Source organism: Paenibacillus sp. UNC217MF, assembly GCF_000686865.1.
Taxonomy (GTDB): domain Bacteria; phylum Bacillota; class Bacilli; order Paenibacillales; family Paenibacillaceae; genus Paenibacillus_B; species Paenibacillus_B suaedae.
Map to the genome: position 1 here is coordinate 405,968 of NZ_JMLT01000008.1, position 13,371 is coordinate 419,338.

Genomic DNA, 13,371 nt, shown 5'->3' on the forward strand with positions numbered 1-13,371 from the left:
GGAGCCCTCCTTCTAGGTAGTCATCATTCGGTAAGTCTTGAACGTCTTCCAACCGTTCCACACCATTACTGCAAGCCATAGTACCGTAACGACAAGAGGCACGCTTATAAATAGTTGAAGCCCAACATAGACGAGTATGTATAGCCAAGTCAAGCGGAGATAGAAGTAGAGAAGAAATGATGAAATTTGTTTACGTGCTTGTCTCTGTCCCTTTTTCTCCACTTCTTGGGCATATCTATATTTGTTAAATAACTTAATACCGTGAACATACCGTAAAATGTCATGAACATTGTCAATGTCATTGGATTGCTGGAGCTTCATATGCGCTTCCTTCAGCTGCCCTAATTGCGTATAACAATGAATGGACAGCATCAAAGCATCTTGCTGATTCTCCTCAATCTGCAGCAAGCGGTTGCATTCCGCCAAGGCAGCTTCATATTGTTCAAGCTTGTATAGGAGCTGTGCACGGTGCCATCGTCCCTCAAACTCATCGGGTTTCATCGCAATCACTTGATTGAAGCAATCCATTGCTTGCTCCATTTCGCCGATTTCTTCGAAGTATTTGCCGCGCATGAGCTCTAGGTCAGGATCGTCTTGGAACCATTCATGGGCCTCACTCAAATATGCGCCTACCTCTTCAAGTTCTCCTTGCATAAGCATATACTGCGCCATCTCACGCAGGTAGAGATAACGGTCAATATCAAAATTGATGTCCGCATCAATGAAACAATCATAGGTCAGCTCCATCGTACCGTTAACCTGTTCGAATATGTAATCAATGAATTCCCCGGCATGGCGTTCCCTTAATTCTTCCTCATGCTCATGGAAACGGAAAGTATCCTCCAGCACGATCCATACCGCTATCGGAAAATAATGATGCTTCTCCTCAAGAAACATCACCATTTCATCACGTAACTGCGGATTCTTAATATCCCATTCCGCGTTCTCCTGGAACAAGGCTTTCCAAGATGAAGGCTGGATTCGATTTGCGAAATTGCTATACAGCTCAGATACTCGGGCTAGAAATACCTGAATCGGATTTGCGGCATAAGGATAAGCTGTGCTCACAGCAACCTCTTCTCTTGCAACCGTCTTATGTACAAATGGATCTTCCAACCGTTCACCATGATCGTTCAGCCTCATATTAGAAGCTTCTGTTGCTGCTGACCTTTTGCGCGCCAGCTTCAACGCTACTTCATACGCTTCATGCAGCATCTCTTTCCACTGTGCGTCATTTTCCGGATGCTCTAGCGTCAGCTTCTTCGCATAAGCGCTTGAGATGACAGAATCATCTTCCGTTGGCTCAATCCCTAATATATCCCATACATTCAAGTTACTCCATCCACCTTTCCCTCAACTCCAGCCGTTCCCAATATGCTTTGGTGGCTATTTCAATATTCCGATAGTCAATAGCAAAATCGAAAAACTTCCTTCAACCATTCTTTATTCTACCAATACCACAAGAGATAATCCAATTTATACTAGATTCGAACTAAGTGGGAGCCCCATTTCTCTTTCAAATTTCCGGTAGCAGCCAACGAAAAATGGAGTAGTCTGACGCCTACTGCGTCAGACCACTCCACATTGCAACTTCATTCCGCATTCAATTGTACATGTAATTGTTCATAAGCATCTGCAAGCCAAGGGTGGATGACCTTCAGTGTGTCCTTGCGATCCCATAAATATTGAATGTAAGCAAACGCCGCATGTTCCAGCGATATTGCGAGATTATGATGTAATTCCTCGATGTAAGGAGGAATGCCTTGCTGATCCCATGCAATCTTGTCGGCAACAAATAGGACAAGATCAAGCTGCGAGGCATCGGTTCGCAGCGTAGTATGGCAGCCCACCGCATCCAGCACTTCGGCATCCTGAACGCCAAATATGTCCCGGGCTATCACCTTGGATAGCTTCTGATGGATGATCATCGGGAATTGCTCTTCTTCGGGCAGTATATCAATTCCTAGCTGCCTCGCCGCCTCAATTCGTTCCTCGTTAGGAAATACGGCGCTGATATCATGCAGCCATCCCGCCAATTCCGCTCTCTCCGGATCAGCATAATATAATTGCGCAATTCTTCTAGCTTCTGCCCCTACATCCATACAATGCTCTGCAGTACCCGGGCTATGATTTGCGGTTAAAAACTGTTGAATATCCTGCTTCATATTTCCCGTGAACTCAATTTCTTGCACAAGCTTTTCAAATAATAGATGCATGATAGATATACCTCTCTCACTATGGAATGTCATCCCTATTAATCATTTATTTCTATTTTGAAAAAGAAATGGTCGGCTTCTTATCAGATAGCATTTAGAAATAGATCAAAACAGCGATTGAGCTCAACATATCCCAATCGCTGTTTCATGGAATCAACTTCTCATTCACTTATTTTACCAGTATGATTATTTCAATACCACCTCGTTCATTGGAGTCAATCCGAATGCCGTTCATTCAACATCCCTTACGGAAATGGGTGCGGATAAGGGTTCAGTTCCTCACGTGTAAGCTTGCGATCCACATATCCAAGTTTCATCGGTACTTCCAACACTCTGTCAATCCCCTCTAATCGACGGAGATGGTGGCCAAAAGTCATTGGAAGCATGCCTGGAATCAGCACTTTCACGCAGTGTAGGCCATTGCGTAGCGTCTCGCTGGACGATTGATCAACAACAATCACGTCTAATTGCAATCGACAGAACACTTCAAGAACTTCCTTCAACTCTTCTGTTACATCTGTACTGACTGGAACCACTGGGATTGGGAATTCTTCGGCAAAAGAACGGACTGGACGCTGCTCCTCTAACAAAAAGTGAAGTCTTTCCGCTGCTTCTGGCAAACCGTACAGCAGAGTATGGTCTTCCATCTGCTGTACCTCATACGAATCCATAAACATAGACAGCGCTTCCGAACCACGTTCCTTCCAACGTTTTTCAACCATGGAGATCGTCCCCGCAAGTTCATGGACAGCACTCTTAGCTGCTCGTATAGGGTCAAGATGAGCTCCCGCAGAACAGACTACACTCACTTCATGTTCTGGTGTTCCCCGAGCAATCGACCAGATGCTCGGAATCCCATTCTCCGTTGTTATGTTGTACAACAACACCTCATATCCTAAGACAGCCTTGATCCGTTGAATCATGAGGAGCAGCTCCTCATCCCCTGAGGAATATGGATCGAGCCTAGGACATTGGAGCTTCGCATACCAAGTCATTAAGAAGGCATCTCGTTCAACAACCTCAAATATGCCATACAACACCGCTTCTTCTAGACTGCCTCCTAATGCGCAGCCGTTAGAGGTTTCGTACACGAAACTCCCTTCGTGCCCTAAGCTGTAATAGGCTACTAGATGAGGAACTAGAATCGGGCGCTCCTGTAAAAATGAATACCCCCACACCCATTCAATAGGGGTATCTGGATCAAAGGAGGCAAACGGAAAACCTTCCTGTTCGTATTGTTCTTGTGCATGTAGCCCAATTGTAGCGGGATCCATAGCAATTTCCTTCAGTTGGTTGTAACTATCGAACACAACTGGACGTTTACCGCGGGGTGTGATGCCGCAATAACGTTCCAATCCCTCTAATATGGCAGCAAGCTGACTGTTCGTGAACGAATGGGAACGTCCCCCTGTCACCTCATCGTAATAGCCGAGCGGGAGATTGACGACTGCATCTGCAAATACAGAAGAAAGATGCAACTCTATGTCGTTAAATAAGCCGGATCGACGATCCCAATAGTCGTTGAACAGAACCCCCTGTAATTCTTTCATGGAACGACACCGATAGCTATTATCCAGCTTGGGAGATGGTTTAAGCACAATACTCGCTGCTTCCGGCGAATCTTCATCTAGCTGCCCGCATACTGGACAAGCACCAGAAGGAAGAATATAATGCCGCGTACAGTTCAAGCTGTGCAAGTTGATCATATAAATGTGACTGTCGGTACACAGACTATGTCCGTTTACGCATTTCGATGTCTCCTCAACAAGTAACTGAGCCATAAATCGATACCCTGTCACTTCAATGTCCGATTCAACTCGAGGGACATAGTCAGGGTTAACCAGCATCAAAAGCATGTCATCAGTTGCATTAGTATTGCTGCCTGCTATCGACATTCTAATGTCTGCGCATTGGAAGCATCCGGATGCACCTGGCCAGTTCATTGGACCAACGAACCCTTCTTCCCCACTCAAATAAGCCGATATCCACGGAATTCCCGATTGCTGAAGCTTCTCATTCATTTCCAACAGCAAGCCAAGGTTTTCTTGATCCTGAAGCACCAATGCGATGCTCATACTTATACTTGGAATTCCTTCATTGTGATTCGTCAATCTTGTTACGTTGTAATCGCATTGATCCATTAACTGTGCATATACGACATCCGCAAGTAATCCCTCTCCAATCACCAGGACAGTGTTCACGTAGAGCCCTCCTCTCTGAGCCGCACTCCACATACGAAGAATGCCTCTGTACCCAGGAAAGAACTGCTGTGTAAATCATATATTTCGAAGCACGAATCGTTCTTCTTGTTCTTCTCCAATACTCTTTGCACCGCTGCTATCCAATAAGCAGATGTGAACGGATAGGAAATATGAGGGATTGCGGCCGTGTTCATTGAATTATCTTCTTCGCATTGAACTTGAAATAGATCGGACGCATGCCCCTCAACCTGATTTAGCGCCTTCTGAAGGGACTGGCGAAGCGCAATTGTGAAATCTACATCCACACTTCCATACCAATTATCCCTCGAATAGGCCCATACTACCGGATAACCTAGCAGCGGCTCCCCAACCGCAATAATAGACTCAACTCCCATGATACCTAGCGACTGCAAATAATACTGACAGCGGCTGTCTGCTACATGTTCAAATCGCAGTCGCGATACGATCATCTGACTCGCCCCGTGTCGGCTGCGGTCAATACGATCCTGCAATCGTTTCGTCAAGCATGCCCTAATTCCCCGTCCAACAGCTTCAGCTGCCTCACAACCTGCACCTACACCGATAGCAGCCACATGGTCATTCCCCGATACAGGGAACAGAAACGGTAATAAACATGCCGCATACGCTTCCAATCCTGCAAGCCCCGACTCACGCCGAGCCTCTTCATGTGTCAATCCACTGCATATGATTGCTGGCAGTAGTCGGACAAATGATTCTGATGCTGGATCAATCGGCTGAACCATGCATTGTGCGAGAGGAAGCTGCACAATCCCCCCCTCTTCCCATTTGTGGAAAATTCCAATTGAAGAGGAAGTCATATCTGCGAAGCTGGTATACCAATCTGAATCATTCATTCGCTCAGTACTTGCTGTGATGATTTCATCCACTGTAGATATACGGCAAGCCGCCTTACTCCCTCGTTCAACATCGAAGAGATGTGAACGAATGGAATGCCAGCTCCCTGTTAAGCTGCTCGGATCAAGAATATAACATTGATCTCTACAATTCCCGTCTCTTCCAGCTGTCACTTCCCGATAATATTCATGCATAACCAGATTTGTAAGAATATGAAGTGCCGTTAACGAGAAGCTCTGTTGCTCATTCTCACTTCGGAACACGGTCGGGTGCAGGCTCCGCCACACCGCTTCTGGTCGTGCTGTTCCGTCCACATCTAACAATGGCCCAACTAATCCAACCCCACGTAAGGTTATCGCAGGCAGAAGGGGTTTCCCCTCCAATTCACATGCATCCTGAAGGTCTCTCCATTCAGCCAAATTATCAAGTTGGGCAGCGTATAGGATAAAACGGTATGGTCGAATAATACTGCGCCAATCTTGTTTGAGATCTCTCCGTTTCATCGTGACATTTGGAGTCAATCCTCCCTGTTCGTCAGGCTCCTGATATACCGCAAATGCAACATGATCGGGAGTTTCCGTGTCAGTTGTGCAAACCGTCAGTGTGAAGTCTCCCGCTTCATGCCAGGTTTTAACCAATGAATCCAGCATGGATCCCGAGCCAATAGCAAGTACTCCCTTCTCTTGCTTAGACATAAACAATCCTCCTTTCCCACAAACACCTATATTTCATTGAATTCGATTCGCTTCGTTATCGTGAATCCGACCTAGAAATGTCATTGTTAACGTATGTCGACGTCTGCTTCACTATGACTCGCGTACGGCCCAGTCCTACTGCAACAAAAAAAGAGCTGCCTCATGTCATTAGCGTAATGACAGTTGAGACAGCTCTGCCTTCCCTTACAAGAGCTTTATGTCCTTCTTCAAATCCTCAATGGATTGGATAGGCTTGAGTTGATCGTGCTCTAGATGAAGCATTTCGGTCTTTGACATTTCATTTTTTTGAGTCCTTTTATCCTCAGCTGCCCTAACGAAGACACCCATTGGTTGAGAGGTTCTCACCATATCATTGATTACCTCACGCAATTGTTCCAACACATGGTCGCCTATATCGACAGACTTCAAACGAATAAACAATTCAGGAACATCCTTGGGCTTTACCGGAATGTGCACCCCGTTCTGATCCTGATCACCGCTGAGCCCTTCGGTAAGTGATAACGTGTAATATGCGTATTCAATCTGAATCGTATCAATATCTTGAAGCTTGAACAGATCAGGATGCTTTACTTGCAGTCCATCGCGAATAGATTCAGACCAATACACAAGGGTATAATCGTCTTGCAATCGCTTCCCAACATAGTTGCCCTCGGCGTCGAAGTCACTATCATCGTCCACACGAATAATCGCTTTGTTCGAATCCTTCACGTTATATACTTTCGCTGTATATACTTTAAATTTAAAATTATAAGAACTTCCTTCCGCTGCAACATCCATATTGTACTTTTGTTTCATATAATCGATTGCCTTCCGCTTTACTTCAGCATGTTTCCAAGGTAATCCTTCCATTTCCGTATAGACGAAAAACACAAAAGACAACAGCAAGACAACAACCACAATCGATATTATTTTCTTCATGCACAACACCTACCTGACCGAATTGTACGCACTAACTTCATTGGTCTCACTTCTCCGCGTAACTGATTCGTGTACAACATGCGAGTGCGGAGTGCACAGTTTCACTTCATCTTTTATCCGTTTTCTGCATAATCCTTTTGAAGCTTGGCAAATAGAATAGCATCTATAAACCTGTCATTTTTGCGATAGCACTCCTGCAGCAATCCTTCTTGGTAGAATCCGGACTTCTCAAGCAGTTTTTGTGAAGCCGTATTTGTTCCAAACACATAGGCTTCGATTCGGTTTAATTGCATCTCCTCAAAACCAAATGCGACTATGCGGTTCAATGCTTCCGTCATCAGGCCCTTATTCCAATGGCTTGGATTCAATTCGTATCCTATCTCGGCTTTGCAATCTGCTCTCCGCCAGTTGTGATAGCCGCAAGTCCCAATGATTATATCCTCCGATCGAAGTGCAATTCCCCAGCGAATGCTGCTCTGTCCTTCCTCAAATCGTTGGTTCCATCTCTCTATTAATTGTTCGGCTTGTTCAATCGCCACGAAATTATCCAAGTTATAATACTGCGTTACTTCGTCCGTTGAGAAGTTCTCGAATAGATTGGGCGCATCCTCCGACCTGAGCTGCCGTAGAATCATTCTGTCCGTTTCTAATCTAGGAAATGTTGATATCATCTTGCTTCCTCCTTCAATTCTTCATGTTCTTTAATTCATCCAAGATATCCTGAAGCTGTTTCATTATCTTCTTATCATTATCAAGCTTCTTCTTGGTGTTAATTTCAATTCTGACGAGTGTAGCTAAGAAGAAAAACGAAATAATAAGAGCAGACCACTCCATATTCATTTCACCTCAGTTTACATTGTCGTTGACCAGCCACACGCGTATGGGCAAGACACTTCTGACCTAGTTCCACCCGTCATCCAAATATTTGCGCTGCAATCCCGTATAGTGTACGATTTCTTGCCGGCAGCTGTTGTGCATTCTTAATCATCACCGGAGGATGAGTCTCTCTCTCAAAACCAGCCTGTATCAAAAGCTCGATAAATTCAGGTTGTTCCTCTGGCACATCAATACGAAGCAGCTTGCCCCGGTTATCTTCGGCCAAGTAATGAATCATGGCTGATGCCGCTTCCTGCTGTACAGCTACCACTGGTCCAAGAACGAGATACTTCGGGCCTTGAACGGCAAATCCATACCCGATCAGAGTACCTTTGTTATCCAGTACAACTACCCCCTGCTTCGCCTGTTTCCAGCGAGCAGATAGGAATGTCTCTCTGTCTGCTCCAACGGCCAACTGATCCAGTTCACGAATCCCAGGGAAGTGTTCCAACCCTAGCGGCATGGTACGCATTTCAGAGACAGAATCACTCCGATTAGATAATGTGTTGTAGCTAGAACATACAAGCTTATTGACGTACGATACGGTATGATATCCCATGCCTTCATACAAAGGTCTGCCTTCTTCCGTTGCAATCAGCATAATGGTATCGCTGTTATCAACAGCGTCCATACAAGCTTGAACAACCGCCTTCCCTAAGCCCATCCCTCTATAGCGGTGATCGACGATAACCATACCAATTGTAGACAATCCAGGCTTGTAGGTAAGAATAGCAGCGCTTGAAATTATGTCGCCTTGCTCATTGCGATGTCCCCATACCGTTCCCGATGACATAATCGTCTGAATATCCTGTTCATCATAATCCCAACCGATCGAAGCGGATAGGTCTATCAATCCCTGCGTATCTGTTATACGCAATTGCTCTACAGCTAATGTCTGATTCGGCATCAAATCTATCACCTTTCTGAGCACACACTTTAGAAATAGAAATAAAAGAACCCAGCTTTACAAGTTCATGCTTCAGTAGGGCTGAGTCTAAGGTCGAAATTCAATTATTCCATTATTATACACCTAATAACTCTTTAACACGCATAAAAATCGCTCCACACCTGGATATTTTTCACCAAGACTTGTAACATCAAAGCCAGCTCTCTGATAGAATCCAACCGCATCTCGATCCGTTTCTGCTTCGAGTCTAGCAAGATTGTGATTCTGCATCACATGTTTGATCATCGCATGTCCAACTCCTTGACCACGAAGGTGCGGCTTTACCGCGATATGACGCAGTACGCCTTCTCCGGTTGTATCTGCACGTACACCAATTAATCCAACCAGCTCTGCTTGAATGACAACTCCATACAATAACAGGGACTCATCGCTCCGGTAGAGAACAACCTGGCTATTGATCTTCTCTTCGTTCGGGTACATACATGCTGCAAGCAGCTCTCGTACCTGTTCCCAATCCGAATCCCCCTTGAGGTTAACTGGTGTATTCATGTTGTTGCGACCTCCCTATAGCGACTCTTATGTTCTTGAATTCCCTGCTCATTTTTCAATCAAACCAGCCTTTTCTTTTAAACCATGCGTACATTCCAATGCCGCCGCCAACGAGAACTGCCAAAACGATAAAATAACCCCACTGCCAATGAAGCTCAGGCATGTTATCAAAGTTCATACCGTATATTCCAACTATGAAAGTTAGAGGCATAAAAATGGTCGTTATGACTGTCAATGTCTTCATGATCGTATTCATTCGATTGGAGTTTAAGGACATATAGCTGTCTCTCATATCAGCAGTCATCTCACGGTTCGATTCGATCATTTCGGAGAGCTTCAACAAATGGTCATAAATATCTGTGAAGTAGAGCATGTTGGTCTTTACGCCTTCGATACGCTCGGAATTAATGATTCGGTACATCAATTCCCTCATCGGCAATATCGTTTTTCGCAGTTTTAACAGCTTGGATCTGATTTCAAATATGTCGTCCATCACGCTTTGGATAGAGTCTTTCCCCTCTTTGGATTCAATATCAGACAATTGATCTTCAAGCTGATAGGCCGCAGGGAAATATTGATCGACTAACTTATCGATAACCAAATGAGCCGCATACACATGGCCAGCTTCGAACAACTGCTGATTCTCCGCAATGCGATTCCATGCGTCGTCGATTTCCTGTGAAGGATTCAAATGAAACGTTGCAATAAAATTGTCTCCCCAAAATAAATCCACTTCTTCCGCCGCAAATGTATGAGGGTGGAGTGAGTGCAGAACAAAAAAATGAGTATTTTCATAATGATCAACTTTCGGCCGCTGCAGCAAATGATGCAAGCAATCTTCAACTGCCAACGGGTGGAAATGGAAATACTGCTCCAGGAGCAACGCTTCTTCAGGCGAAGGTTCATTGAAGTCGACCCAGTACCACTTTGCTTGTATCTGCTTAAGCTCCTCTAAGGTGATATCCCTTCTCAATTCTAACTTATCCGTCACAGCCAATACACGAATCATAGTACATCGATCCCCTCAAGTTAGTTAAATGACATTCAGATAAAATAGGATCCAGTTGTATTATGTGTCATAATCATAACTTACTGCGTATAAATCGGACGACCATTCAGACGATATGCTTTCCATACCTTTCGAAAGATGAAATATAGTCTCACTTTGAGACTTGCTCGCCATAGTTTGACCGATTCGACCCCAGCTGAGACATTTAAGATTTGATTTTTGCTAATCCAAACAGCGTTCATCCCAACGCTCTTCACGCTTTTGATTTTATAGGCAGCATCAACTCGATAACTTCTTCTCCTTGATAGGCTGCGACCCTTTATCAACAAGTATTGCCTCCATACCCGCATCTCCCCTCAATAAATAGCATCCAAACAACGATTATGAAAATACAGCTCCAATTTCCTTTTGGTAATTGCTATGACCGTCTGTACTCCCTACCTTCTCAAAGCCTTGTGACACGTAATACGCATTCAACTTCTCATTATCACCAACGCAATCCAGGCGGATATACTTCTTTGCAGAAGGAAATTGCAAGCCATTCTCTACCCACGTTATGATATGCTTGCCTATCCCCGTCCCGGCAAAGTCCCGTGACACGGCCAATCGATGAATCATTATGCGAAAACAACCCACATCTAGCAAATAGCAAAAGGTGGGTTGAAGGAAGATTATGTAGCTATTCAAAAACGGATCAAAAGAAGGAGAAATCAAGAAATCACTTTTCCTATTTTTTCGATCCCAGATCTTAACTATACTACATTTTTCCGTGACAGAAAAGAACAAATGTTCGTTAATTTTCATTCAAATGTCATCATCAAGCTGGAACAATAAGGATAGAAAAGGAGTAACTTTACACTTGGGCAAATCTTCAATGGCAATCCAACAAGCACCAAGTGAATCCTCTCCATCTCCGCACACTCTCAATTCATGTTCATTAGGTATGTCTACATTGTAAATGATGCCGATGTGGTGGAGCTCTTCTAACGTATCCTTGGCATAGGGATAAATCAGGGTGTAAGATAGCGCGGTTCGTATCGTTCCCGAACAATTCGCGATTCCTGTTTCCTCTTCAATTTCCCGAAGCAGCGCTGCATAGGGCTCTTCTCCAAACTCAATTCTTCCTCCCGGAAGATCCCATTTGCCGGTATGCGGGCCTCTTGCTTTTTTGATCAGCAGTATTTCATTATTTCTCATCATCACGCCATATACGCCAAGATGAGTATGTTTGATTACGCTGCTCTGCATTTCTACATCCCAGTCCCTTCTGTCAAGAGGATCGATGCAAGTTCTCTGCTCTGTCGTGTCTCGCCTGCTGCCTCAACATTTCTTACTCCGAACGGGACGTGGACGGAAGGTGCGATTCTCGCAACTCCTTCTATATGGCCAACTTGGTCATCAAAGAAGATGTGCGGTTTAAAGATTTTCAGTACCCGTTCCTTCTCAACTCCGCCTAAGAAAAATGCTTCATCAATCCGAATATCCAGCTTTCGTAGAGTGGAAATCACCCGTTCATGCGCAGGAGCATTCCGTGCCGTCGCGATGGCGACTCTTATTTTGGGCCGGTAATCTGGATTCTCGATTCTGCGATTAATCTCTCTCCGCTGCAGCTTGGATATTTCAAGAAAGAAACGTAGCAACGGCCCGGCAGGGAGCGGCTCTCCCGCCTTCAACCGCTCATGCTGATGAAACAGCTCAATTGCTCCCTTTTCATATACAGCCTCTGCCGAATCATCTGCAATAATTCCGTCGAAATCAAAGGCAATACGGAGCTCTTCATCTTCCTCATCATCAACGAAATCAGTCGGATACACACAGCCCGCTGGCAACCCCAACTCAACAGCCTGCTTCACATCATCCTTATTGCCAGACAAGAAGAGCGACGCATTAAAAGCATCCATATATACAAACGGATCATTTCCCGTGACGAATACCGCCCGCGTAATAGGCAGACCATAATACTCTATCGATTTGAATACGCGTAGACCAGTATCCGGATCATTACGGGACAACAGAACGACCTCTACCGCTTGATCGCCGATATCCGCATCGTTCAGACCGAGCAATCTTTTAATAAGTGGGAAAGCCACACCTTTATCCAGCACTCGCTTCTCATTCTCACGCTGATACTTCCGATATTCTTCTTCACCATGTTCCTGAAACACAGCATCTGATTCTGTCAAATCAAACAACGCACTCGACGCTACAGCCACTACCAATTTATCTTGGATATGATACCCCATATCATTTTCCTCTCCGCTAGATCCCCGGTCCTTTTTGGATATGCTCGCGCATTTTCTCCCCAATGATGTCATAGAACGACACGATATTATCCTCGGAACCGTTGACAATGCGTTTATATGCCTTCCCTATCGGATTGGCCTGGGCTCCATGAGCATTTAACAGGTACCCTCCATCAACCTCTTCCCATCTGCATTCTTCGCCCAGCTCAATCCTCATAATTTCTCCTACATAGATGCCCCAAATCGCCGCTATTGACCACACCTCTCGATCGAGCGGCTTAATCATATCATCATGACTCGCATAATCATTCGCGTAATTATCCAATATGTCTTCTACCCGATGAATACTCTCGCTGCTGAAGTCCAGCGTGTGCCCCATCGTTTCAGCAATTTGAATGGCCAACTTCGTATGATGTGCGACCATTTCATTCAGGCTGTTTGTATCCATATTATGATCCTCCAATTTATTCTCGTTATTGTTATTCACTGCCTTCTCATGAACCAGCATGCCCAGGCTCACTGTACTAGATAGTTTCACATGAAGGCCATCTGTATAAGATGCTTTCAATTCTCCGGTAAATAGTCTGTAGTTAGTTCTATCCCTTGCTGAATATTCTTACTTATCCGCTTCCAATACTCCCAAGCTCTTCACACTTCTACTTCCCAGCCCATTCAGACTTGCGCAGCTTGTAATACAAATGCGCCTTCCCATCGATATCGATCTCACCATATTGAATAAACCCACACTTTTGGATCACTCTATTTGAAGAAATATTGTTCAATAGCGCTACAGCATTCAGCTCTGTTACATTCATCTTCCATTCGATACTCACGCAGCAATATGTCGCCACAATCAATTG

General features: G+C 44.7%; 15 protein-coding genes. All 15 read right to left on the reverse strand.

Annotated elements, in window-relative coordinates; all coding sequences use genetic code 11:
- Positions 1-12: 12 nt before the first annotated feature.
- The 15 genes from BP95_RS0105350 to BP95_RS0105425 all read right to left on the reverse strand — a co-directional run bounded on the left by BP95_RS0105350 (position 13) and on the right by BP95_RS0105425 (position 13,344).
- Positions 13-1,332 (reverse strand): hypothetical protein, encoded by a 1,320-nt coding sequence (locus BP95_RS0105350; protein WP_028531592.1) that lies wholly within the window; start codon positions 1,330-1,332, stop codon positions 13-15.
- Positions 1,333-1,592: 260 nt separating this feature from the next.
- On the reverse strand, positions 1,593-2,216 hold the full coding sequence (gene yqeK, locus BP95_RS0105355; RefSeq protein WP_036666701.1) for a bis(5'-nucleosyl)-tetraphosphatase (symmetrical) YqeK: 624 nt from the start codon (positions 2,214-2,216) through the stop codon (positions 1,593-1,595).
- A 245-nt stretch (positions 2,217-2,461) separates the two neighbouring features.
- The gene (locus tag BP95_RS0105360) at positions 2,462-4,417 is read right to left on the reverse strand and encodes a TOMM precursor leader peptide-binding protein (RefSeq protein WP_028531594.1); all 1,956 of its coding nucleotides are present in this window, start codon (positions 4,415-4,417) and stop codon (positions 2,462-2,464) included.
- A complete protein-coding gene (locus BP95_RS0105365) occupies positions 4,414-5,988 on the reverse strand; it encodes a thiazole-containing bacteriocin maturation protein (protein ID WP_021252499.1) in 1,575 nt (524 codons plus the stop codon). The genes BP95_RS0105360 and BP95_RS0105365 overlap by 4 nt, the downstream gene beginning before the upstream one ends.
- Positions 5,989-6,192: 204 nt before the next feature.
- Complete coding sequence (locus BP95_RS0105370; RefSeq protein ID WP_021252500.1) at positions 6,193-6,927, reverse strand: YfjL-like protein; 735 nt, start codon at positions 6,925-6,927, stop codon at positions 6,193-6,195.
- A 113-nt stretch (positions 6,928-7,040) separates the two neighbouring features.
- A complete protein-coding gene (locus BP95_RS0105375) occupies positions 7,041-7,598 on the reverse strand; it encodes a GNAT family N-acetyltransferase (protein ID WP_036666706.1) in 558 nt (185 codons plus the stop codon).
- A 13-nt stretch (positions 7,599-7,611) separates the two neighbouring features.
- A complete protein-coding gene (locus BP95_RS32910) occupies positions 7,612-7,761 on the reverse strand; it encodes a hypothetical protein (RefSeq protein ID WP_155987193.1) in 150 nt (49 codons plus the stop codon).
- A 79-nt stretch (positions 7,762-7,840) separates the two neighbouring features.
- The gene (locus BP95_RS0105385; RefSeq protein WP_021252502.1) at positions 7,841-8,710 is read right to left on the reverse strand and encodes a GNAT family N-acetyltransferase; all 870 of its coding nucleotides are present in this window, start codon (positions 8,708-8,710) and stop codon (positions 7,841-7,843) included.
- Between the two features lie 123 nt (positions 8,711-8,833).
- Entirely contained in the window at positions 8,834-9,259 is a 426-nt protein-coding gene (locus tag BP95_RS0105390) for a GNAT family N-acetyltransferase (RefSeq protein ID WP_021252503.1), read from the reverse strand.
- A 55-nt stretch (positions 9,260-9,314) separates the two neighbouring features.
- Positions 9,315-10,268, reverse strand: a complete 954-nt coding sequence (corA, locus tag BP95_RS0105395; RefSeq protein ID WP_028531596.1) for a magnesium/cobalt transporter CorA — start codon at positions 10,266-10,268, stop codon at positions 9,315-9,317.
- Positions 10,269-10,649: 381 nt separating this feature from the next.
- Entirely contained in the window at positions 10,650-10,886 is a 237-nt protein-coding gene (locus BP95_RS33735) for a GNAT family N-acetyltransferase (RefSeq protein WP_231515042.1), read from the reverse strand.
- A 186-nt stretch (positions 10,887-11,072) separates the two neighbouring features.
- The gene (locus BP95_RS0105410; protein ID WP_021252507.1) at positions 11,073-11,516 is read right to left on the reverse strand and encodes an NUDIX hydrolase; all 444 of its coding nucleotides are present in this window, start codon (positions 11,514-11,516) and stop codon (positions 11,073-11,075) included.
- A gap of 2 nt (positions 11,517-11,518) precedes the next feature.
- Complete coding sequence (locus tag BP95_RS29645) at positions 11,519-12,511, reverse strand: 5'-nucleotidase (RefSeq protein ID WP_021252508.1); 993 nt, start codon at positions 12,509-12,511, stop codon at positions 11,519-11,521.
- Positions 12,512-12,527: 16 nt separating this feature from the next.
- Positions 12,528-13,049: a hypothetical protein gene (locus tag BP95_RS31785; protein WP_152521929.1), complete on the reverse strand. Its 522-nt coding sequence runs from the start codon at positions 13,047-13,049 to the stop codon at positions 12,528-12,530.
- Positions 13,050-13,167: 118 nt separating this feature from the next.
- On the reverse strand, positions 13,168-13,344 hold the full coding sequence (locus BP95_RS0105425; protein WP_139170715.1) for a GNAT family N-acetyltransferase: 177 nt from the start codon (positions 13,342-13,344) through the stop codon (positions 13,168-13,170).
- Positions 13,345-13,371: the final 27 nt, after the last annotated feature.